The sequence below is a fragment of the Rhodococcus sp. OK611 genome, from assembly GCF_003050885.1.
In the GTDB taxonomy this organism is placed as follows: Bacteria; Actinomycetota; Actinomycetes; order Mycobacteriales; family Mycobacteriaceae; genus Rhodococcus_G; species Rhodococcus_G oryzae.
Genome location: NZ_QAOZ01000003.1, coordinates 192,461 through 215,142, shown reverse-complemented (window position 1 = coordinate 215,142; position 22,682 = coordinate 192,461). Strand labels below are relative to the sequence as shown.

The following is a 22,682-nucleotide window of genomic DNA, read 5'->3' as shown; positions in this document are numbered from 1 at the left end:
GAATCTCCAGTGCTCACGTAGACACGGCTGTGTCAGTTACATCGTTCGGCGGGTTGGTGGTGCTCACTCACTCGCAATGCGGCGACTCGGCGCACGCGCACCCGAGGGTCGGCGAGCCCGTTTCGGGGCGGGGGCCGCTCCGAGCACATACGACTGCACCAGGTGGTTCCAACTGCAGGTGCGGCACACCTCGACGACGTGGACGGAGAACTCCTCCTGGGTCGTCGCCAGCCGAACCAGCTCCTCCGACGTACGTGCCGAACCCGAGATCGGGCCCAGCCTGTCGCCGAACACCCACGAGACGAGGGTGAGCTGTTCTTTCCTGCAGATCGGACAGGTCGCGTCGGAGCCCCTGCCGTGGAACTTCGCCGCGCGCAGCAGGTAGGGACCGGCATCGCACACCTCGGCGACACCCGTCCGGCCGGAGTAGACCTCGGCCAGCAGGGATCGCCGCTGTAGCGCGTAGTCCACCACCTGCCGCTGCAATCGCACGTGACCAGAGTACGTGGGCAATCGTGCGAGGTCTCGGGTTGGCGGCGGCGCGAGCTGCGACACGCCGGGCCGACACCCGCGGCGCACCCCGCCCGACCAGTGGCTGCGCCGTGCCCGTGCCGGATCGCGAATCGGCACTGTCGATCGCGCCACTACCCGGCTGCCGGACCCCGTCGCGCCGCTTCTCCTATCATTTCGACCGTGGCCAGCCGCAATACGACCCGAGCGCGGGACATCGACCGCTCGAACACCTGCACGCTGCTCGACGCCGGGTACGGCGAGGGCCAGCTCGACTTCGACGAGCACAAGTCGCGCACGGCAGCGGCCATGTCCGCCAGAACTCTCAGAGAGCTGGAGTCACTGGTCACCGACCTGCAGCTGCCGACGGCCCTGACCGACACGCTCAGCGCGGCGGACCGGCCCGCGCCGCCGCGCCGTGGGGCGCTGGTGGCAGGCATCGCCGTGGTGGTCGCCGCAGCGGTCGCGCTGATCCTGATCAACCAGGACGGCCCCGATCCCGCGCCCGCGACGGCCGCCCCGCCGGTCGCGCCGCTGGCACCGATTCCCCCCGCAGCGCCCGCGCCCGACAAGTACGCCGACGTCGCACCGAGGGTCATCGCGCCGATCGACACCCTCACGGCGGCCGGCATCGAGGAGTTCATCCGTAAATATCGGGAGAGATTCGGTGACACCCTCGTCTACGACGCGAACTTCCGCAGCGACTACGTCAGCATCACGCGGATGATGCCCGACCAACCCGACCGCGAGCAGGACTACACCTTCCGCGGCGGTTTCGACCCCGACAGCGTGTCGAGCCACACCAGCGACGATCCGCCGTTCGACCTGGCGAGCGTCGACCTCGACGCCCTGGCCGGCCACCTCCTCGGCGCCGCCCAGTCGGTGCGGGTCCCGGGCGGGGCGATCAACTACATCGGGATGCAGTTCGAACAGGGCGACCCGACGGTGTCCATCTACGTGGACAACGAGGAGACCGGCGCGAGCGGCTACCTGGAGCTGAGTCCCACGGGGGAGGTAACCCGCGTGTCCACGCCCAGCTGATCGGCGGCGCGCTCCTATGCTCGGCGGGTGCCGAGCAACTCCTCGCTGCGCATGCGCGCCCGCGACACCGACCGCGTCGACGTGTGCGGGCTCCTCGACTCCGCCCACGACGACGGCCAGCTCTCCGACTTCGAGCACCGCGACCGCACCAAGGCGGCGATGGCCGCCCGGACCCTCGCCGAGCTCGACGCGCTGGTGTCGGACCTGCAGATCCCCGACAAGCTGAAGGGGTCGCTGCCCCTCCCGCCGACCGGCCCCGGCCTCGGCCTGCACCTCCGCCCGCGCCTCGCCATCGCCATCGGGGCCGTGGCGGCGCTCGGCGCCGTCGTCTTCTTCGCGATCGGCGGCGGTGACGGCGACGCGGACGCTCCCGACCGCCCCGAGAACGTGCTGTCCGCTCCGGGGCTCGCCCAGATGATCGACGAGCTGCGCGCCGGATACGGCGACGCGGTGGTCGACGAGGCGACGATCTATCCCGAGTACGCGCGGATTCAGCGCGCCCAGCCGGGGGCGCCCGGCATGTCCCAGGACATCGACTATCGGGACGGACTCCAGGAGCCCGATTCCCGCACCGGTCGGGACCCCAAGACGATCCCGGTCGATCTGGCCCGGCTCGACATTCCGGCCGTGGTCGGGCTGCTGCTCGGCGCCCCGCAGACGCTGGGCGTGGCAACACCGGATTCGATCCACATGTCCGTCGAGAACGGGGACCAGGGCCCCGAGGTGTCGATGTACCTGTCCGACGGGCGGATGGGCACGTCCGGACACATAACCGCGGGGTTCGACGGGGAGGTCTTCTCGATCTACCCCGCGACGGACTAGCCCGGCCCGGAGCGTACGTCTAGCCGTGACGCCTTGTCACACAAACGCGCCTTGTCGTAGGCTCCTATATATCGGCGCGATATAGTTTGCTGTCGCATCAATCGATAGGTGACTCAGGAGGTGCAGTAATGCTCGAACTCGCGATTCTCGGGCTGCTCCTCGAATCACCCATGCACGGATACGAGCTGCGCAAGCGGCTGACCGGCCTATTGGGCGCGTTCCGCGCCTTTTCCTACGGTTCGCTCTACCCGACACTGCGCCGCATGCAGACCGACGGGTTGATCGCCGAGGACGCCGGGCCGACGGGTGCCTCCATGCGACGTGCCCGCCGCGTATACGAGCTGACCCCTGCCGGCAGGCAGCGGTTCGCCGAACTGGTCGCCGACACCGGTCCGCAGAACTACACGGACGACGGTTTCGGCGTTCACCTCGCCTTCTTCAGCCGCACCCCCGCCGAGGCGCGGATGCGGATCCTCGAGGGAAGGCGACGTCAGGTCGAGGAGCGCCGCGAGGGGCTCCGTGAGGCCGTTGGGCGGACCACCGGTTCCCTCGACCGCTACACCCGGCAGCTGCATCAGCTCGGTCTCGAGTCGAGCGAGCGCGAGGTGCGCTGGCTCAACGAGCTGATCGTGGCCGAACAAACATCGACAGCAGTACCCAAGAAAGAAGGAGAACCCGACCATGGGTGAGAACAGCACCTCGGTGCGCGTGGCCATTGTGGGCGTGGGGAACTGTGCCTCGTCCTTGGTCCAGGGAGTCCACTACTACAAGGACGCCGACGAGACGGCCACCGTGCCGGGCCTGATGCATGTGAAGTTCGGTCAGTACCACGTCCGCGACGTCGAGTTCGTCGCCGCGTTCGACGTGGACGCCAAGAAGGTCGGCTTCGACCTCTCCGAGGCGATCCTCGCCAGCGAGAACAACACCATCAAGATCGCCGACGTGCCGCCGAGCAACGTCACCGTGCAGCGGGGCCCGACCCTCGACGGCATCGGCAAGTACTACGCACAGACCATCGAGGTCTCCGACCTCGAGCCGGTCGACGTCGTCGCGGCCCTCAAGGCGGCCAAGGTCGACGTCGTCGTGTCCTACCTCCCGGTGGGCTCCGAGGATGCCGACAAGTTCTACGCCCAATGCGCGATCGACGCGGGCGCCGCGTTCGTCAACGCCCTGCCCGTGTTCATCGCCTCCGACCCGGAGTGGGCCGCCAAGTTCAAGGACGCCGGCATCCCGATCGTCGGCGACGACATCAAGAGCCAGGTCGGCGCCACCATCACCCACCGCGTGATGGCGAAGCTGTTCGAGGACCGCGGTGTCGTGCTGGACCGTACCTACCAGCTCAACGTCGGCGGCAACATGGACTTCAAGAACATGCTCGAGCGCGAGCGTCTGGAGTCCAAGAAGGTCTCCAAGACCCAGGCCGTGACGTCGAACCTGACCGGTGCACTCGCCGGCAAGGTCCACGACCGCAACGTCCACATCGGCCCCTCGGACTACGTCGAGTGGCTCGACGACCGCAAGTGGGCGTACGTCCGCCTCGAGGGTCGCGCCTTCGGTGACGCCCCGCTGAACCTGGAGTACAAGCTCGAGGTCTGGGACTCGCCGAACTCGGCAGGCATCATCATCGACGCCGTCCGCGCCGCCAAGATCGCGCTCGACCGCGGCATCGGCGGACCGGTCTACCCGGCGTCGGCGTACCTGATGAAGAGCCCGCCGGTCCAGATGGCCGACGACAAGGCCCGCGCCGAGCTCGAGGCCTTCATCATCGGAGCGGACGACTAAACACCGCAGCCATCCAAAGGCCCCCCGAACGAATTCCGTTCGGGGGGCCTTTGCGCACCCGCGCGCCCGTGCGAAGCGCCTACCCCGGCAGCGGGATGACGATGCCAGGCAGGATCTCCACATTCCGCGGCGGGGGCGGCGGCGGAAGCGGCGCGGGCGGCACGAATACCGGCGGGGCCGGGGCCTCGACCGGGGGTGCGCCATCCGGGACAGCCGGGGCCGCCGGGGCCTGCGGCAGCGGCGCCTGCTGTCCCGAGCCACCCGTGTTGGTGCGGGAACCATCACCGGTGCCGCCACCCGAGTACGCGGGCACACCCGACTGGCCACCGATGGGCTGCGGCCACGGGAAGGACTCGAAGTCGGTGCCCTCCAGCGCGCCGTCCATCGTGCCCTTCCAGATGTCCGAGGGCAGCCCGGACCCGTAAATCGATCCGCCCCACTGGTTCACGATCGCCTGCGACTGCTCGGTACCGATCCAGACCGCGGTGGACAGCGACGGCGTGTAGCCGACCATCCACGCGTCCTTGTTCATCCCGGTGTCACCGAACTGCGCGGTCCCGGTCTTGGCGGCCGACGGCCTCCCTCCGTACAGGGCGTGCCCGTTCGAGTAGACCGCGATCGGGAGCATCGCCTGGGTGACATTGTCGGCCACCGCGGCATCGAGCCGCCGTTCCCCCTGCGGCGCAGGACGATCCAGCAGTACGGCGCCGTCCGCGGTCACCACCCGCTGCACGAAGTAGGGCTGATGGTAGATCCCGGATGCGGCAAGCGTCGCGTACGCGGATGCCATGTCGATCGGACGGGACTGGTACTGCCCCAACACGATTCCGTTCTCCGGCGGGCCGCCGTTCTGGGTCAGGCTCTCGCCCTCGACGCCGGGGATCTGCTTCGGGATGCCGGCCTCGTGCGCGACGTCGGCGATCTTCTGCGAGCCGTTCTCCATCGACAGCGTGAGCCGGTAGAAGCTGGTGTTCAGCGACTGCTTGAGCGCCTGCGCGATGGTGCAGGTCCCGCAGCCGTCGCCGCCCACGTTCGTGATCTCCACCTGACCGACAGTGAGCGGGGCACTGTTGAACATCGTCTGCAGGCCCTTTCCCTCCTTGAGCAGGGCGGCCAGCCCGAACACCTTGAACGCGGACCCGGTCTGCAGCGGCGACTGCGCGAAATCGAAACCGGCACCGTCGGATCCGCCGTAGTAGGCGCGGACCGCACCGCTGCGCGGATCGATGGACACCACCGCAGCGCGCAGCTCCTGCGGCTCGCCCGCCATCGTCTCGCGCACCGACTCCAGCGCCGCGTCCTGCGCCTTCGGGTCGATGGTGGTGGTGATCTGCAGCCCCTCGGTGTTCAGCTGCTGCTCGCTGATCCCGGCCGCGGCCAGCTCGGCGAGCACCTGCGCCCGGATCAGCCCCTCCGGTCCGCGCGCCGCGTTCGCATCCACCAGCTGACTCGCCGGCACCACCGCCGGGAACAGCGCGGCGGACCGCGCCTCCTTCGACAGCTGGCCCTGGCTGACCATGCCGTCGAGCACGTACCGCCAGCGGGACTCGAGCCTGGCGCGGTTGGTCTCGGGGTCGAGGCTGGACGGGCTCTGGATGACGGAGGCGAGCACGGCGCCCTCCTCGACCGTGAGCTCCTCGACCGGCTTGTTGAAGTAGGCCTTCGACGCGGCCGCGATGCCGTACGCGCCGCGACCGAAGTAGATGGTGTTCAGGTAGGCGGCGAGGATGTCGTCCTTGGACCACTGCCGGGCCATCTTCGAGGAGATGACCAGCTCACGCATCTTGCGGACGACGTTCCGGTCCGCGCCGACGAGGGTGTTCTTGACGTACTGCTGGGTGATCGTCGAGCCGCCGCCCGCGCTGGCCTTGCCGAGGATGTTGTCGCGTGCTGCCCGGGCGAAGCCGGAGACGGAGAAACCGGGATTGGTGTAGAAATCCCGATCCTCGGCGGACAGGACCGCCTGCCGGACGTGCTCGGGGATCTGCGCGAGCTCCACATCGGTGCGGTTGCCCTCCGGCGGCACGACCTTCGTGATCGTCGAACCGTCGGTGGCGAAGATCGTCGCCACCTGGTTGGTACGCATGTCCGAGGGATGCGGCACCTCGGCCTGCCAGTAGCCGACAGCGAACACCGCGGCAGGCACGACCACCAGCAGCGTGACGAGCCCGGCCGCGATCCACAGGAACAGGCGGCGCCTGCTCCGCTTCGGGGGAGTGGGCTCATCACCCGGCGGGTCGCCACCACCCGGTTCTTCGGGCGGCGGCGGGGTCGTCGGGGCATTGCTGGCGGGCGAGCTCACATGCAGGATTCCTGTCTGGGAGACCGAGTCTTCCCTGCATCCTGACATTCGTAAACAGGCGTGGCCATCGACGCGCCACAATTCCGCCGAGCCGAACTGGACGGGCCACCAGATTCACCCGCGACGGATGAGGGTCAGCGCACCCGTCGCCACACCGCGACGGCCAGCCCGAGCAACACCGCACAGCCGGCCAGCACCAGCGACTCGGTGACACCAGCCTCGCCGCGCACGATCCCGGCCACCGCCGCGATGAACGCCATGACCGTGAAGAACCCGAGGATCCCGATCAGCATCTCGACCTGCTGGCGACGCCGCGCCCGGTTCTTCACGAGCCGCGGCTCACGACTTGACGCCGCCCGCGGTCAGACCCGACACGATGCGGCGCTGGAAGATCAGCACCATGATCACGAGCGGGACCGTCACCAGGGTGCCCGCCGCCATCACCGCGGTGTACGGCTGAGAGAAGGAGTCCGGGCCCTCGAACCGGGCGATCGCCACCGTCACCGGCTCGGTCGCGCGGGTGGAGAGCATGTTCGCCAGCATGTACTCGTTCCACGTCGCGATGAAGGCGAGGATCGCGGTGGTGAACAACGCAGGCGCCGCCAGCGGCAGGATCACCTTCCGGAAGGCCTGCCCCCGCGAGGCGCCGTCGACCCGGGCCGCCTCCTCGAGCTCCCACGGCAGGTCGCCAAGGAAGGAGGTCAGCGTGTAGATGGTCAGCGGCAGCACGAACGAGATGTTCGGGACGATCAGCGCCTGGTAGTGACCGATCCAGCCGATGTCACCGAAGAGCTGGAACAGCGGCGTCACCAGCGCGACGCCGGGGAACATCGAGGCCGCCAGGATGATGCCGGTCACGACGTACTTGCCGCGGAACTCGATCCGCGCCAGCGCGTACGCGGTGAAGATGCCGAGCATCATCGCCACCGCGGTGGTCGCGGCGCCGATGATGAGGCTGTTGACGATGGCACCGAGGAAGTCGTTGCCCTTGTCGGTGGCCAGCGCGTCCCGGAAGTTGTCGAGCGTGACGTAGGTCGGCCACGGGGTGGTGTCGAAGGTGTGGTCGACGTCCCGGAACGCGGTGATGACCATCCAGTAGAACGGGGCCAGCCCCCAGATCAGGATGATGGCCGCACCCATGTAGGTGCGCACGCTCGGCCAGGGGGACCGCCTGCGGCGCTCGATCGGCGCGGCCTGTTCGGGGCCCCGCCCGATGGGCGACTTCGCAAGCGCGTCGCCGCGACCGATGGGCGACTTCGCAAGCGCGTCGCCGCGACCGAAGGGCGACTTCGCCAGCTCGTCGCTGCGGTGCCGTCCCGCCATCACTACTTGTCTCCCTTGCGCTGTTCGTCCTGCGTGCGCACCGCGTTGGCGCCGAGGAACTTCACCATGATGAAGGCCACCGCGAAGATCATCAGGAACACCAGCGTCGACAGCGCGGACGCACTGTTGAAGTTGCCGTTGCGGATGTCCGCGACCACCAGGATCGACATCGTGGTGGTCGGGGTGGCGCCGCTGTCGCCGTTGAGGATCGCGGGCAGGTCGTACATGCGCAGCACGTCGAGGGTGCGGAACAGGACCGCCACCATCAGCGCGGGCTTGACCAGCGGCAGCGTGATCTGGGTGAACCGCTGCCAGGCGCTGGCGCCGTCCACCTTGGCGGCCTCGTAGACGTCCTGGGGGATCATCTGCAGACCGGCCAGGATGAGCAGCGCCATGAACGGCGTGGTCTTCCAGACGTCGGCGACGATCACCGCGAACCGGGATGCCCACGGATCCGTCGTCCACGCGATGTCGGTCCCGAGGATCTTGTTGGCGATGCCGTTCTCCGCGAAGATGAAGAACCACAGCTTGGCGGTGACCGCCGTCGGGATGGCCCACGGGATCAGCACCGCGGCCCGCAGCAGCGAACGGCCGAAGAAGGTGCGGCCCATGATCGTCGCCATCCACAGGCCCAGCAGGACCTCGATGGTCACGGTGACGGCCGCGAAGAAGAAGGTGATCCCGACGGACGGCCAGAAGTCCGCGCCCAGGGTGCCGGGCGGGCAGGACCCCATCCCTGAACCACAGTTCTGGGTCAGCCACATCAGGTAGTGGTCGAAGCCGGCGAAGCCGCCCTTGGTGAACGTGCCGGTCACCGGGTCGAGGCCCTTGTCGGCCTGGAACGAGAGCCAGATGGCCCGCAGGACCGGGTACAGGATGACGATCGCCAGGATCACCATCGTCGGCGCGATCAGCCACACCGCCCGCAGGTCTCTCTTGCGCGGTGGTGGTGCTATGTCGTCGTGACCCGGATACCCGCTGTCGGGTACCTCGCGCCCGGAGGCGCTGACGTCGCGGCCGGAGTCGGTGAGGACTCCGGCCGCGGCGCGAGCCTCGTCTGCCTGCCGTGGCCCAGCAGAGTCAGCCATCGTTGGTGTACCTGGTTCTCTTCGTGTTCGAACTGCCAGGGCCCGAGCCGGGCCCTGGCCTTACTGACTTACTTGGACGCGGCCGAGATCGCCGCGGACATGTCCGCGGTCGCCTGGTCGACGCTCATCTTGCCGGTGATGGCGGCGTACGCGTTGTCCTGGATCGCCTTGGTGACGGCGTTGTAGAACGGCGTGACGGGTCGCGGCACGGCGTTCTCCAGCGCGGACTTGAGCGCGGGCAGGTACGGGTACTTGGCGATCAGCGCGGCGTCGTCGTACACGGACGCGAGCACCGGCGGGAACGACGCGTCCGCGAAGGACTGCTGGTTCTCCGGGTTCTGCACGAACGCGACGAAGTCGCGTGCGGTCTGCTTGCTCTTCGAGTTCACGTTGATGCCGTTGTTGTAGCCGCCAAGGGTGGACGCGCCGGGGCCGGTGGGGCCGACGATCGGCGCGACCGCGACGTTGCCCTTGACCTTGGAGCTGTCCTTCTCGGCGTTCGTGTACATGTACGGCCAGTTGTAGGCGTACATGGACTCGCCACCGACGAACGCGAGGTTGGTCTCCTCCTCGGTGAAGCCGGTGGAGCGCTTGGCGATCTGGCCCTTCGCGTAGGCGTCGACGAGCGACTGCAGGCCTGCCTTGGCCTGCGGCGACTCGACCTCGGGGGTCTGGCCGTCGGGGCCGACGACCGAGCCGCCCCACGAGTTGATCGCCTGCGTGGTGTTCACGGTCAGGCCTTCGTACTGCTTGAGCTGGGTGACCAGGCAGTCAACGGACTTGGCGGTGGCCGTGGCGCAGCTGTCCGTGAGCGCCTGCCAGTTCGCCGGCGCCGTGGGCATCAGGTCCGTGCGGTAGTAGAGCAGCTGCGCGTTGGTGTTCTGCGGGGCCGCGAACAGCTTGTCGCGGTAGGTCGCGCTGGCGACGGTCGCGGGCAGCAGACCGGACGTCTCGATCGCCAGGTCACCCTCGAGCGGCTGCAGCCAGCCGTTGGCGGCGAATTCGGCGGTCCAGGTGACATCGAGCGCCATCACGTCGTAGTCGGAGTTGCCGGCCTGCAGCGACTGGACCAGCTTGTCGCGCTGGTCGTCGGCCTCGCCGGGGAGTTCCTTGAGCTCGACCTTCTCGTCCGGGTGCGCGGCGTTCCAGCTCGCGATGACCGGGGTGAGCTTGTCCGTGTCGTTCTTGCCCATCGCGAACGAGATCGGACCACGGCCGCCGGTGTTCTCCGCCGAGGCATCGCCGGAGCCCGAGCCGCTGTCGCTCGAACAACCGGTGATCGCGAGCAGCGATGCGGCGGTTGCCGCGACCGCCGCACGGCGGACCGCCTTCGTATTCAGAACCATGGAGTATCTCCCCGGTAGTCGGTGGATCGGATCGGTCGGTTCGGCGCAGCACGAAACGCGCGACGCCGATGCCCGTGTCGTTGCCTACTGTGGCACGGAACACCGCCGAACCGAGACATTACGTCGAACCTGAATCGGTCAGGAATCTAGTCGAGCCTGCGGCCGTCCGCAGCGGAGAACAAGTGCAGCTCGGAGGGGTCGACGTGCAGCCGGACCTGCTGGCCCTTCTGCGGCGGGTTGCGCCAGTCGGCGCGGGCGACGACCTCGTGCGGGGCGCCTGCGAGGGTGGTCCGGCCGTAGATGTAGGCGTCCGAGCCGAGCTCCTCGACCACGTCCACCTCCATCGGGATGCCCCGGTCGGAGAACTCCAGGTGCTCGGGGCGGATGCCGAGCACCACCTCCGGCTCGTGCGCAAGGGCGAGGGCGCCGCGCGGCACCGGGATCACGGTCTCGCCGAACAGCACGCCGCCGTCCGTGACGGGCAGGGTGAACAGGTTCATCGAGGGCGAGCCCATGAAGCCGGCCACGAACATGTTGGCCGGCCGGGAGTAGAGCTCGCGCGGCGAGGCGCACTGCTGCAGCAGTCCGTCCTTGAGCACCGCGACCCGATCGCCCATCGTCATCGCCTCGACCTGATCGTGGGTGACGTAGACGGTGGTGGTGCCGAGCCGGCGCTGCAGCTGCGCGATCTGGGTGCGGGTCTGCACGCGCAGCTTCGCGTCAAGGTTGGAGAGCGGCTCGTCCATGAGGAACACCTGCGGCTGGCGCACGATCGCGCGGCCCATCGCGACGCGCTGCCGCTGGCCGCCGGAGAGCGCCTTCGGCTTGCGGTCGAGGTACTGCGAGAGGTCGAGGAGCTTCGCGGTGTCCTCCACCCGCTGGCGGATCTCCGCCTTCGGGGTGCCCGCCAGCTTCAGCGCGAAGCCCATGTTCTCGGCGACCGACATGTGCGGGTACAGCGCGTAGTTCTGGAACACCATCGCGATGTCCCGGTCCTTCGGCTCGGTGCCGGTGACGTCCTTGTTGCCGATCAGGATGCGGCCGGAGTCGACCTCCTCCAGTCCCGCGAGCATGCGCAGCGAGGTGGACTTGCCGCAGCCGGACGGGCCGACCAGGACGAGGAACTCGCCGTCCTCGATGTGCAGGTTCAGCTTGTCCACGGCCGGCGTGGTGGAGCCGGGGAACACGCAGCTGGTGGAGTCGTAGGTGACTGTCGCCATGAGTGTCGATCGATCCCTTCACCGGCAGGAACGTGCCGGACGATCCGAGTTGAGGGTGGTGCGCGGCCAGTATCGCAGAGCGCGCCGATGAGTTCCGCCGTCGAGGCGGGTCTACCTGTTCACACGCCCGATGGGCCCGATGGCAGGAGATTGTGCGATGCCCGGTGGCGACCTGACGCAGGAGCAGATCCGCCCGATGATCGCGGCGGAGCGGACGGAGCTGGCGGACCTGCTGGCGGGGCTGCCCGAGGCGGCCTGGGACTCCCCGACGCTCTGCGAGGGCTGGCGGGTCCGCGAGGTCGTCTCGCACATGACCATGGCGTACCGGTATTCGATGCTGCGGGTGGTGTTCGGGATCGCCAAGGCGGGCGGCAACTTCAACCGGATGGCCGACCGGGCGGCAAGGAGGGACGCGGCGGAGCTGACCTCGGGGCAACTCGTGGCCTCGCTCCGCGACAACGTGGACCATCCATGGAAGCCGCCGGGTGGCGGCTACGAGGGCGCGTTGTCGCACGACGTGATCCACGGCCTCGACATCACCACCGCGCTGGGGCTCGACCGCACGGTGCCCGCCGACCGTCTGCGCGTCGTCCTGGGCAGCCTGTCGACCAAGAACCTGAAGTACTTCGGCACCGACCTGCGCGGTGTCGAGCTGCGGGCAACCGACCTGGACTTCGCCATCGGGTCGGGAACGCCCGTCACCGGACACGCGCAGGACATCCTCCTCGCCCTCTGCGGACGGAGGCTTCCACACGATCGGCTGCGGGGCGAGCAGGCACCGCGGTTCACACAGCGGTTCAACGGGAAGGACTGATCATGACCGATGACTCCGAGCAGATCCGAAGCCTGATCGAACGCTGGGCGGTCGCGGTACACGAGGGGGACCTCGGCGCCTGATCCGCGCGCTGACCCGTGCGTCAGAGGTGTTCCGAGAAGAAGGCGGTGAGCTCGTCGACGGCCGGGTTCACGAATTCCGGGATGTCATAGAGGTCGATGTGGTTCGTGGTCGGCAGCCAGACGATCTTCTTCGGATCACCGGCCCTGTCGTACACCGCCTGAGCGCCCTCGGGACTGCAGAACTCATCGGTGGTGCCGTGCACCACGAGCAGCGGGGTTGGGGAGATCAGGTCGGCGGCGGCGAGGGTGTCGACCGTCATCGTCTGATACCCCGACGCGACGGTGACGGAGTTCTCCCAGTGGGGACTGTAGGAGCGTTCCGTGCCGTAGTACTCGAACGGCTCCGCACCCGCCATCGCCGCCGGCCCGCCGTCATCGGTCACCGCCTTCTGATAGACCGGCTGTCCGTCCTCGGTCCATGCGTGATCCCATATGTCCCGCAACGCTTCTCGGTAGGCACCGCCGCGACGGGCGAAGCTGCCCGGGGCACCGGGGTACGCGCCCGCCACGCAGGCCAGCGCGGCCACCCGGGGATCCTGGGCGGCGGCCTTGAGTGCGTACCCGCCACCCAGGCACACGCCCGTCAGGCCGATCCGTCCGAATCCCAGTGCGCCCAGGTGGCCGACGGCCGCGCGCAGGTCGGTCAGCTTGCCCGCGGCGTCCTCGTGCCTGCGGATCACACCACCGGACTCGCCGTAGTTCCGATGGTCGAAGGCCAGCGTGGCGAATCCGGCGCGCGCGAGGGCGTCGGCGTACGTGCCGACGACCTGTTCCTTCACCCCGGTGAACGGGCCGGTGAATGTCACCGCCCTGGTCGCCCCGGCCGGGCGGCGCAGGATTCCCACCAGGCCGGTGCCGTCCTCCGCGCGAAACTCGACACGCTCCGTGTTCACTGTGACCTCCCCGTCGGTTGCGGACACGATCGCCCGCCCGTGCTGATCCCGACACAGTAGGCGTCCGTCGACAAATCGGAGAGCCGTTGCCGCCCAGGATGAGTGGCACCTAAACTTCGTCGCCGTACCAGTCGGCGATGGGGGAGACCGCGTGGACCAGCCAGCACTCGACGGCGCCGATTCGGTGGCCGACGCTCCGACCGAACCTCCACCCGAGCAGCGGGTCGCGTGGGCCGAGCTGTTCTTCGACCTGATCTGGGTCTTCGCGGTCACCCAGATCGCCACCGCCCTGGCAGGCGCGCACGACATAGGCGAGGCGGCTCGCCTGATGCTGCTGTTCATGCCGCTGTGGTGGGGGTGGGTCGGCGCGACGCTGCTGGCGAACCGGGCGGGCGACCTCGTGGATCGGGCGCTGGGCCGGGTGGCGCTCTTCAGCGTCGCCGGCTGTGGGCTCCTGATGTCGGTGGCCGTCGGAGGGGCGTTCGGCGACCGCGCCCTTGTCTTCGCCGCCGGCTATGTCGTGCTCCGACTCCTGTTGTGGGCCTTCTCCTGCCGACTTCCCGGCGGGTCCGCCCGACTCCGGTTGGAGCCCTTCGCCGTGGCCGCCTTCGTCGCCGCGCCGCTGTTCCTGCTCGGCGCCTTCCTCGACGGACCATGGCGGATCGCCGCGTGGACCGCGGCCGCCCTGATCGAACTGATCGAACTGATCGCCCCGCGGGTGCTGCCCGCGGGCATGAACCACGTCCGCATCGAGACCGCGCACCTGCCGGAGCGGTTCGGGCTGTTCCTGATCATCGCGCTGGGCGAGACGGTGGTCGCGGTCGGCGGCCAGGCCGCCGGGATCGACCTCGACGGGCCCACCTACGCCGCCTTCGCGCTCGCGTTCCTCATCATCGTCCTGCTGTGGTGGACGTACTTCCACTACGGCGCCCCCGCCGTGCGCCACAGCCTGGAGCACAGTCCCGAGCAGGCTCGCATCGTCACCGATGTCTTCAGCTACGCCCACCTCATCTACGTCACCGCGATCATCATGATCGCCGTTGGCCTGAAGAAACTGCTCGCCTATCCGCTGTCCGTGCCGCACTCGTTCCCCGAGCTGCTGCTCGCCCCCGGCGTGGCGCTGTACCTGTTCGGGTTCTGCTACGCCCGGTGGCGGATGTTCGGGGCGGCCACCCTGCAGCGGTCCGCCGCGGCCCTCGCCTGCTGCGCGATCGCGGTGGCGGCGCCGCTGCTGCCTGCCATCGCCACCGCCGCGCTGGTCCTCGCGGTCCTGCTCGCGCTGAACGGATACGAGGCCTGGATCGTCACCACCCACCGGCCGCTCCCGCTCCTTCGCCTGCCACGGATCGCGCGGCGCGAAACGCAGCTCTGACGCGCTGCGCCTGAACGGTCGCGGAGGACTGCGGGGTCGGGCCCTTCGGACTACCGTGGGATCCGGCCTTCCTCGACGAGTCAGGAGTGCAGATGACCCACGGATTTCGCATCGGCGTCCAGCTCCAGCCGCAACACGCCCCCGACTACGGCCTGATCCGCGACGCGGTACTGCGGTCAGAGGACGCGGGCGTCGACATCGTCTTCACCTGGGACCACTTCTATCCGCTCTACGGCGACCCCGACGGCGCCCACTTCGAGTGCTGGACGATGCTCGCCGCCTTCGCGGAGCAGACCGAGCGGGTGGAGATCGGCGCGCTGGTCAGCGGCGGCGGCTACCGGAACCCGGACCTGCTCGCGGACATGGCCCGCACGGTCGACCACATCAGCAGCGGGCGGCTCATCCTCGGCATCGGGGCGGGCTGGTTCGAGAAGGACTACGACGAGTACGGCTACGAGTTCGGCACCGCGGGGCACCGATTGAAGCTGCTCGGCGAGACCCTGTCGCGGATCTCGGCACGGCTGGACAGGCTCAACCCGGCCCCCACCCGGCACATCCCGGTCCTCATCGGCGGCGGCGGCGAACGCAAGACGCTGCGCCTGGTCGCCGAGTACGCCGACGTGTGGCACAGCTTCGCCGACCTCGACGCGTTGCGGCACAAGTCGCAGGTGCTGGCCGAGCACTGCGCGGCCGTCGGCCGCGAACCCGCGCGGATCGAGCGGTCGGTCGCCTGGCCCGGCCCGGAGGCCGCGCAGGATTTCCTCGATGCGGGCGTCACCCTGTTCACCGTCGGTACCGGTGGACCCGACTACGACCTGTCCACGGTCATGGAGGCGCTGCGCTGGCGCGCCGACCGGCTGCCCGAGCCGATCGAGGGCCTGGCCTGAGCAGCCTCCTTCACCGAACAGAAAGGTTCCCGGGTCCCTGACCCCGGCGCCGCTAGGCTCCTCAGCATGGTTCGTCCACATGTCGTGAAGAGTCGGGTGCTCATCGCCCTGCTGGCGCTGCTCGCGTTGACGCTGACCGGGTGCGGTGGTGGCGACGATTCGGCCACCTCGGCCACCGACCTGTGCGCCCCGCCCGGCGTCGGCAGCGCCTCGGCCGCACCCACCAACCTGGACGCCGCCGCCGCGACGTCCACGGAGGATCGGTACACCACACCGACCACCAAGCCGCTCGACCAGATCGACACCGGCGCGCTCGGCCTGGCCACCCCCGGCAAGCTCAGCGTCGGCACCCTGTCCGACGCGCCGCCGAGCATCTGCGTCGACTCCTCCGGAAGCTTCACCGGCTACGACAACGAGCTGCTCAAGGCCGTCGCCGCCAAGCTCGGCCTGCAGATCGAGTTCTCCGGCACCGAGTTCGCCGGGCTGCTCTCCCAGGTCGCGACGAACCGATTCGACGTCGGGTCGTCCTCGATCACCACCACCGACGAGCGGCGCAAGACCGTCGGTTTCACCAATGGCTACGACTTCGGCTACTTCTCGCTGGTGGTGCCGAACGGCAGCGCCATCCACGGGTTCTCCGACCTGAACGCCGGCACCCGGATCGGGGTCGTGCAGGGCACCGTCCAGGACGACTACGTCGTGAACACGCTTGGGCTCGACCCGGTGAAGTTCCCCGACTACAACACCGCGTACGCGAACCTCAAGACCGGCCAGATCGACGCGTGGGTGGCCCCGTCCCAGCAGGCGGAGGGCGCGATCAAGCCCGGCGACCCCACCTCGATCGTGCAGAACACCTTCAGCCTCAACAACTTCGTCGGCTGGGCCGTCAACAAGGACAACCAGCCCCTGATCGACGCGCTCAACTCCGGGCTGGACGCGGTGATCGCCGACGGCACCTGGGCGTCGCTGTACTCGGACTGGGTGCCCCGTGAGCTGCCCGAGGGCTGGAAGCCGGGCAGCAAGGCGGCGCCGGAGCCGGAGCTGCCTGACTTCGCCGCGCTGGCCAAGCCGGAGACACCGGGATCCGAGCAGTCGCAGACCGCCCAGCAGTCGACGCTCGCCCAGCTCGGCGCCACCTTCTTCGACTGGGATCTGTACCGCCAGGCCATCCCGGACCTGCTCAAGACCGGCCTGCCCAACACGGTGATCCTCGCCGTCACCTCGGGTGTGATCGGCACCGTGGCTGGCATGCTGCTCGCGGTCGCGGGCATCTCGCGCACCCGCTGGCTGCGCTGGCCGGCGCGGGTGTACACCGACGTCTTCCGCGGTCTGCCCGCGGTCGTGATCATCCTGATCATCGGCCTTGGCGTCGGACCGGTGGTCAAGGGTCTGACCGGCAACAACCCGTACTGGCTCGGCGCCGCCGCGCTGGCCCTGCTGGCAGCCGCCTATATCGGCGAGATCTTCCGCTCCGGCATCCAGAGCGTAGAGCCGGGGCAGCTGGAGGCGGCCCGCGCGATCGGCTTCAGCTACCGCCGGGCGATGACCCTGGTGGTGATCCCGCAGGGCGTCCGCCGGGTGCTGCCCGCGCTGATGAACCAGTTCATCTCGCTGATCAAGGACTCCTCGCTGATCTACTTCCTCGGCCTGCTGGCGACCCAGCGGGAGCTCTTCGCGGTCGGGCGCGACCTCAACGCGCAGACCGGGAACCTGTCGCCGCTGGTGGCCGCCGGCCTGTTCTACCTGGCGCTGACGATCCCGCTCACCCACCTGGTGAACTACATCGACCGGCGCCTGCGGACCGGCAGGGCCGACACCTCCGGCACACTCGACCCGCTCGAACAAGCCATCGTCGTGGAAAGGGGATAGCCCGTGACCACCGCGACCAATTCGGTCTCGCTGACCGGCACCGACCTGCACTTGTCCTTCGGCACGAACAAGGTGTTGCGCGGCGTCGACATCCACGTCGACGCAGGCAAGACCACATCGGTCATCGGCCCGTCCGGCTCCGGCAAGTCGACGCTGCTGCGGGTGCTCAACCGCCTGCACGAGCCCGAACAGGGCGACATCCTGCTCGACGGCCGATCGGTGCTCGGCGACAACCCGGACACCCTGCGGCAGCGGATCGGCATGGTGTTCCAGCACTTCAACCTGTTCCCGCACCGCACCGTGCTCGACAACATCGCCCTCGGACCCCGGAAGCTGCGAGGGCTGTCGAAGGAGCAGGCACGCGCGGTCGCCCTCGAACAGCTCGAGCTGGTGGGGCTGGCGGAGAAGGCACAGTCCCGGCCGGGCAACCTGTCCGGCGGCCAGCAGCAGCGGGTCGCGATCGCCCGGGCTCTGGCGATGAAGCCGGAGATCATGTTCTTCGACGAGGCCACCTCCGCGCTGGACCCGGAGCTCGTCAAGGGCGTGCTGGCGCTGATGACGGACCTGGCGTCCGGCGGCATGTCGATGGTCGTCGTCACGCACGAGATGGGTTTCGCCCGTTCGGTTTCCGACACCGTGCTGTTCATGGACCGCGGGGTGGTGGTGGAGACCGGCAAACCGGAGGCGCTCTTCGACGACCCACAGACCGAGCGCCTGCAGGCCTTCCTCTCCCAGGTGCTGTAGCGCTTACGCGAGAGGTCGATAGACCTTGATCGCCCACACGATCACAGACTCTATCGACTGCGATTCCAGTAGTCGGCATCGACGTTGACCCCTAACAAATCACCTCCGGAGCAGCGTCTCACTGACCTTCACTAAAAATCATGTAGGTGCAAACATGAAGGCTCACGGCCCTAGCCAAAGATGCGCTAGGGCCGCGAACCTCGAACTCCTTTATGAAAGCACCCTCCTCCGGCAGATATATTCGCGCACTGATCGTCTATCCGATTAGGTTGCGATGTCCACTCGATTGCGGAATTCATCAAAAACGGAGGCGTTCGCGCGTTTGGTCGATGCAACGACGGACCGGAAGGCGCTGACATTGTTCTTTACGATCTCTCGTCGCCTCACACCACCATTATCGAATGCAGGCCCCAGCTGACTAGGCGCAAAAGGCAATAGTGCATCGACTAGCGGCATCCAGTATTTGGTTGCCTCCTCAGGGCTAACACGCTTGCCGAAAGATAGCGCAAAAGTATTTGGGAGTGCTCGACCCAAGTAAATCTCAGCAACGTTTGCAATACCGGCAACAAGAAGATAGAGTGAACCCCGTTTCCGCAGGTAGTCAAGTGCCTCCTTGTCATCCGACGTTTGCGCCGCCGCCGGCAGGCCCGTCAGATCAGCCTTCGTTTGAGCAACTGCACGCCATAGCGAATAACAGAAGACGATATGTGCTGCAGTGGTATGGTCTGAGAAATACCGTGCATATACTTCGTCGTTGTCCCAGATGCTACTGAGATTATGATATGCGGTAGTCGGATCCTGATGGAATGCCGCCAAAGACTGAGCAGCAGTATCCGATGCAATTAGATTCGATGGTTTTCGCGCCCTGTCATCGCTCCCACCGCGCCTTGCTCCGAGATAGGTCGCATCTGGGATCTTCTTGAAATCTTCACGCAATCGCTTTTGTATGCGATCTCCGCTTCGAAAATCTGAGGGCTTGATCTGATTCTGACTATTGTTGTATCGGATAATGTTCTGAACGAGATCAGGATTGCTGGCCTGGACAAACCTGATTAGAACACGGGCTTCATCCAACGCAGATAGCTCTACGCGCGCAAGCGAGCCCGTTGTCTGCGCTCCATTTACCACCGCAATCCCCGACAGGCTGAGGCTACTGTTAGGTTCATCCGCACTTATCGAATTGACGAGCGCGGTAACCCCGTTGTTGAATGCCCAAAATCTTCCCGGATGGTTCCGGGCTGTCTCTTCAATCCCAAAGTTAATGTTGAGCGCTGTACGACGGCGCGGCATATATCCACGCACGTTTGCCGAAAAGAGCCTGTCACCATGCTTATCGAATAGACCGTGCAGCCACGTTGCGGGCACTGATGTACAGACCGCCTCCCAACCGTCCCCAGTCTCCGAAAACCAACTGGTCGCAGGGACATCCAGATCATCGGTTACCAAAATTGGACTTTTGGTACTCGCGTACCAATCGTTGAGGGTCGCACTTCCAACCTCAAGATAACGAACTTCGACCTGATGATCGGGATAGCATTGCGACAATAGCGCCTTCGCTGAATGAGTTGCCCTGTCAAGCTCGTCTGCAACGTTCTTTGATTCGGGCAGGTTGTGCGAATACCAAAGCTCTACAACGTCAACCTCGCCCGCTTCAATCGCTTCATGAAGATCTTCAGCGGCAGCTCGAAGGCTGACTCCCAAATCATCGGCACGCTGATTTCCCAACACCCAGGACGCTGCGATGCCCAGATCCGCAGCTTTGTTCGAGGGCGCCGACGCCTTTGAAGAATCGCCCGCAAAGTAACCTTGCGCGAGCACCGCGGTTCGCGTTTCTGCATCGATATATACTAGATCACACTTTCGGTCTTTCGATCCATCTGTAATCGCACTCGCCGCAACTGTTGCTATATCATCAATTCCGAATCGCAATTCGAGAGCAAACAGTAAAAGCCCGTTTGGATTGAACTGCTGAAGATCGGCCCTGCTGGAAAAAGCCTGCAGCGCATTGGTCATTCGCTAACACCACTTTCGTCGACACAAGAATAGATCGCCAGCATACAACTGAGTTAGTATCACCGCTTGAAATTCACCCACTGAAGTAATCGTTCTACGGAAACGGCCAGCTACCACCACGACCACGACGTCCAGGACACCATCACTCCTGCCCTGGAATGGGCGAGGGCGCGCGCGTGGAACTGGCGGACCCGAGTCCGCGGGCATGCCGATTTGCCTGCGACTGAACCGTCACCGCCAGGACGATTGCGGCTGTACCCAAACATCGTTGATCGGCAGCCGATCTGGGTGGCCCGTTAGGGCACCCTCATTGTCCGGTCGTTCACTTTGCCGTTCCTTTGCCCTCGCTTAAGACTTCTACGGTCTCCCGAGTTGAACCTTCGATCAGGAGAACCACGTGAAGCTCAAGCCCCTCGCGCTGTTTGTCAATCACGACGGCAAATCATCGCGGGCATCGATCACCTGCCAGTACAAGTGCGGCAATGCCTGCTCGCACGAGGTGCCCAACACCTCCGGCGGTGAGTACTTCGGCGACATCGTGCGCGCCGCGATGTCGCGGCGCGGGCTGCTCAAGTCCGGCGCCGTCGCGGTGCTGGCGGTCGGTGCGGGCGGCGCGTTGGTCGCGTGCTCCGACAACTCCGGCAGCGGCTCGGCCGGGGGCTCCACGACGGCGGCGGCGGGCGGCGGCGCGGCCCCGGGCGGCACCGCGTTCACCGCGGTCGCACCGAACACCGAGGACGCCGTCGTGGTGCCCGAGGGCTACGAGCAGGCCGTCGTGATCCGCTGGGGCGACCCGGTGCTGCCCGGCGCGCCCGCTTTCGACTTCGCCAACCAGACGCCGCAGGCGCAGGAGATGCAGTTCGGCTTCAACAACGACTTCGCCGGCCTGCTCCCCGTGGAGGGCCAGCCGAACACCTATCTGCTGGTGGTCAACCACGAGTACACCACCGAGCCCTTCATGTTCACCGGCTACGACCCCGCGAACCCCACCCTCCAGCAGTTCCAGACCGCGATCGCCGCGCACGGCCTTTCCGTCGTCCAGGTCAAGGGCGAGGCCGGAACAGGTAGGCTCACACCGGAATTCGGTCCGAACAACCGCCGTATCACCGCGAACTCGGAGTTCCTGGTGACCGGGCCCGCCGCGGGCAGCGACCTCCTCAAGACCACCGCCGACCCCACCGGCACCCGGGTGACCGGGACGCTCAACAACTGCTCCGGTGGCGTCACCCCATGGGGCACGGTGCTCTCCGGCGAGGAGAACTTCAACCAGTACTTCGCCAACGCCGATCAGGTCACCGACCCGACCGTCGCGGCCAGGCTGAAGCGGTACGGCATCGAGGGCGGGGCGAGCGAGCGGAAGTGGGAGCGCTTCGATCCCCGCTTCGACCTCGTGCAGGAGCCGAACGAGGCGAACCGCTTCGGTTACGTCGTCGAGGTGAACCCGTGGGATCCGGCGTCCACCCCGATCAAGCACACCGCGATGGGCCGCTTCAAGCACGAGGCCGCGACCATCTACGTGACCGACGACGGCACTGTGGTCGCCTACAGCGGCGACGACGAGCGGTTCGACTACATGTACAAGTTCGTGTCCGCGCGAAAGATGATGCCCGGCAACGGCCAATCCAGCATGCGGCACAACCTGACCATCCTCGACGCAGGCACGCTGTACGTCGCCAAGCTGACCGGCGACGAGCCGGACCAGATCGACGGCTCCGGCAAGCTGCCGTCCTCCGGGCGCTTCGCAGGCAAGGGCGAGTGGATTCCGCTGCTGCGCACCGGCGAGGACGGCAAGGCCGAGTCCCTGGTAGACGGGATGAGCACGGAGGAGGTCGCGGTGTTCACCCGGATCGCCGGCGACAAGGTGGGCGCCACGAAGATGGACCGCCCAGAGGACTTCGAGCCCAACCCGAAGACCGGCAAGGTGTACGTCGCGCTGACCAACAACACCAAGCGCGGCGAGGAGGGCAAGCCCGCCGCCGACGAGCCGAACCCCCGCAACAACAACAAGAACGGGCAGGTCCTCGAGATCGAGGACGAGCACGCAGGCACCGGTTTCACGTGGAACCTGCTGCTGGTCTGCGGCGATCCCGCGGCAGCCGACACCTACTTCGGTGGGTTCGACAAGACGCAGGTCAGCCCGATCTCCTGCCCCGACAACCTGGCGTTCGACCCGCACGGCAACCTGTGGATCTCCACCGATGGCAACGCGCTGAAGTCGAACGACGGCCTGTTCAGCGTGGTACTCGACGGCGACCGGCGCGGCGAGACCAAGCAGTTCCTCACCGTCCCGAAGGGCGGCGAGACCTGCGGACCGATCATCGGCGAGTCCCGCGTCGTGGTCTGCGTGCAGCACCCGGGTGAGCTCGACGGCGCCAGCGCCGACAAGCCGGCCTCGCACTGGCCGGACGGCGGCGACAGCCAGCCCCGGCCGTCGGTCGTCGCGGCCTGGAAGTCGGGCGGCGGGCGGGTCGGCGTCTGACCCTCGCGAACCCTGGGCGCCCTCCGGTTCTCCGGAGGGCGCCCTTTCGTGTCCGAGGTGGGGCAGGCTGTACCTCAGATCCGGTAGTCAGGGG

19 protein-coding genes are annotated in these 22,682 nt (G+C 67.2%); 10 read left to right on the top strand and 9 right to left on the bottom strand.

All coding sequences use genetic code 11. The annotated features are described in order from the left end of the window. Positions 1 to 63: 63 nt before the first annotated feature. The gene (locus C8K38_RS04870; RefSeq protein WP_027502101.1) at positions 64 to 492 is read right to left on the bottom strand and encodes a DUF5318 domain-containing protein; all 429 of its coding nucleotides are present in this window, start codon (positions 490 to 492) and stop codon (positions 64 to 66) included. A gap of 201 nt (positions 493 to 693) precedes the next feature. Here C8K38_RS04870 and C8K38_RS04865 point away from each other — a divergent pair, with 201 nt between their 5' ends. The 4 genes from C8K38_RS04865 to C8K38_RS04850 all read left to right on the top strand — a co-directional run bounded on the left by C8K38_RS04865 (position 694) and on the right by C8K38_RS04850 (position 4,155). After that, positions 694 to 1,551 carry a DUF1707 SHOCT-like domain-containing protein gene (locus C8K38_RS04865; protein ID WP_143548395.1) on the top strand — a complete coding sequence of 286 codons (858 nt, stop codon included), beginning with the start codon at positions 694 to 696 and terminating at the stop codon, positions 1,549 to 1,551. Positions 1,552 to 1,578: 27 nt separating this feature from the next. Continuing rightward, a complete protein-coding gene (locus tag C8K38_RS04860) occupies positions 1,579 to 2,373 on the top strand; it encodes a DUF1707 SHOCT-like domain-containing protein (RefSeq protein ID WP_097210825.1) in 795 nt (264 codons plus the stop codon). A 128-nt stretch (positions 2,374 to 2,501) separates the two neighbouring features. Beyond that, positions 2,502 to 3,062 (top strand): PadR family transcriptional regulator, encoded by a 561-nt coding sequence (locus C8K38_RS04855; protein WP_027502104.1) that lies wholly within the window; start codon positions 2,502 to 2,504, stop codon positions 3,060 to 3,062. Continuing rightward, positions 3,055 to 4,155, top strand: coding sequence for an inositol-3-phosphate synthase (locus tag C8K38_RS04850; protein ID WP_097210824.1), 1,101 nt, complete (start codon positions 3,055 to 3,057; stop codon positions 4,153 to 4,155). Before C8K38_RS04855 ends, C8K38_RS04850 begins: the two co-directional genes overlap by 8 nt. Positions 4,156 to 4,234: 79 nt before the next feature. On the opposite strand, the gene C8K38_RS04845 is transcribed toward C8K38_RS04850, so the two are convergent. The 6 genes from C8K38_RS04845 to C8K38_RS04820 all read right to left on the bottom strand — a co-directional run bounded on the left by C8K38_RS04845 (position 4,235) and on the right by C8K38_RS04820 (position 11,434). Then, positions 4,235 to 6,505, bottom strand: coding sequence for a transglycosylase domain-containing protein (locus C8K38_RS04845; RefSeq protein WP_097210823.1), 2,271 nt, complete (start codon positions 6,503 to 6,505; stop codon positions 4,235 to 4,237). 86 nt (positions 6,506 to 6,591) lie between these two features. Continuing rightward, on the bottom strand, positions 6,592 to 6,786 hold the full coding sequence (locus tag C8K38_RS04840; protein ID WP_097210822.1) for a hypothetical protein: 195 nt from the start codon (positions 6,784 to 6,786) through the stop codon (positions 6,592 to 6,594). Positions 6,787 to 6,796: 10 nt separating this feature from the next. Then, complete coding sequence (locus C8K38_RS04835) at positions 6,797 to 7,597, bottom strand: carbohydrate ABC transporter permease (protein ID WP_097210921.1); 801 nt, start codon at positions 7,595 to 7,597, stop codon at positions 6,797 to 6,799. A gap of 185 nt (positions 7,598 to 7,782) precedes the next feature. After that, positions 7,783 to 8,868 (bottom strand): carbohydrate ABC transporter permease, encoded by a 1,086-nt coding sequence (locus tag C8K38_RS04830; RefSeq protein ID WP_097210821.1) that lies wholly within the window; start codon positions 8,866 to 8,868, stop codon positions 7,783 to 7,785. 68 nt (positions 8,869 to 8,936) lie between these two features. Beyond that, on the bottom strand, positions 8,937 to 10,214 hold the full coding sequence (locus C8K38_RS04825; RefSeq protein ID WP_097210820.1) for an ABC transporter substrate-binding protein: 1,278 nt from the start codon (positions 10,212 to 10,214) through the stop codon (positions 8,937 to 8,939). Positions 10,215 to 10,360: 146 nt separating this feature from the next. Further along, positions 10,361 to 11,434, bottom strand: coding sequence for an ABC transporter ATP-binding protein (locus tag C8K38_RS04820; protein ID WP_097210819.1), 1,074 nt, complete (start codon positions 11,432 to 11,434; stop codon positions 10,361 to 10,363). Positions 11,435 to 11,591: 157 nt separating this feature from the next. On the opposite strand from C8K38_RS04820, the gene C8K38_RS04815 reads away from it, so the two are divergent. Then, the gene (locus tag C8K38_RS04815; RefSeq protein ID WP_097210818.1) at positions 11,592 to 12,248 is read left to right on the top strand and encodes a maleylpyruvate isomerase family mycothiol-dependent enzyme; all 657 of its coding nucleotides are present in this window, start codon (positions 11,592 to 11,594) and stop codon (positions 12,246 to 12,248) included. A 103-nt stretch (positions 12,249 to 12,351) separates the two neighbouring features. Here C8K38_RS04815 and C8K38_RS04810 read toward each other — a convergent pair whose 3' ends face one another. After that, on the bottom strand, positions 12,352 to 13,224 hold the full coding sequence (locus tag C8K38_RS04810) for an alpha/beta hydrolase (protein WP_218840953.1): 873 nt from the start codon (positions 13,222 to 13,224) through the stop codon (positions 12,352 to 12,354). Between the two features lie 151 nt (positions 13,225 to 13,375). Between C8K38_RS04810 and C8K38_RS27355 the strand changes: the two genes are divergently transcribed. The 4 genes from C8K38_RS27355 to C8K38_RS04790 all read left to right on the top strand — a co-directional run bounded on the left by C8K38_RS27355 (position 13,376) and on the right by C8K38_RS04790 (position 18,096). Further along, positions 13,376 to 14,596 carry a low temperature requirement protein A gene (locus C8K38_RS27355; RefSeq protein ID WP_097210817.1) on the top strand — a complete coding sequence of 407 codons (1,221 nt, stop codon included), beginning with the start codon at positions 13,376 to 13,378 and terminating at the stop codon, positions 14,594 to 14,596. A gap of 92 nt (positions 14,597 to 14,688) precedes the next feature. Further along, complete coding sequence (locus C8K38_RS04800; RefSeq protein ID WP_097210816.1) at positions 14,689 to 15,483, top strand: LLM class F420-dependent oxidoreductase; 795 nt, start codon at positions 14,689 to 14,691, stop codon at positions 15,481 to 15,483. Between the two features lie 66 nt (positions 15,484 to 15,549). Further along, positions 15,550 to 17,352: an ABC transporter substrate-binding protein/permease gene (locus C8K38_RS04795; protein ID WP_097210815.1), complete on the top strand. Its 1,803-nt coding sequence runs from the start codon at positions 15,550 to 15,552 to the stop codon at positions 17,350 to 17,352. A 3-nt stretch (positions 17,353 to 17,355) separates the two neighbouring features. Then, positions 17,356 to 18,096 (top strand): amino acid ABC transporter ATP-binding protein, encoded by a 741-nt coding sequence (locus C8K38_RS04790; RefSeq protein WP_179800475.1) that lies wholly within the window; start codon positions 17,356 to 17,358, stop codon positions 18,094 to 18,096. Between the two features lie 264 nt (positions 18,097 to 18,360). Here C8K38_RS04790 and C8K38_RS04785 read toward each other — a convergent pair whose 3' ends face one another. Continuing rightward, positions 18,361 to 20,109, bottom strand: coding sequence for an AIPR family protein (locus C8K38_RS04785; protein ID WP_097210814.1), 1,749 nt, complete (start codon positions 20,107 to 20,109; stop codon positions 18,361 to 18,363). 397 nt (positions 20,110 to 20,506) lie between these two features. On the opposite strand from C8K38_RS04785, the gene C8K38_RS04780 reads away from it, so the two are divergent. Beyond that, positions 20,507 to 22,588 (top strand): PhoX family protein, encoded by a 2,082-nt coding sequence (locus tag C8K38_RS04780; RefSeq protein WP_097210813.1) that lies wholly within the window; start codon positions 20,507 to 20,509, stop codon positions 22,586 to 22,588. Positions 22,589 to 22,682 lie beyond the last annotated feature (94 nt).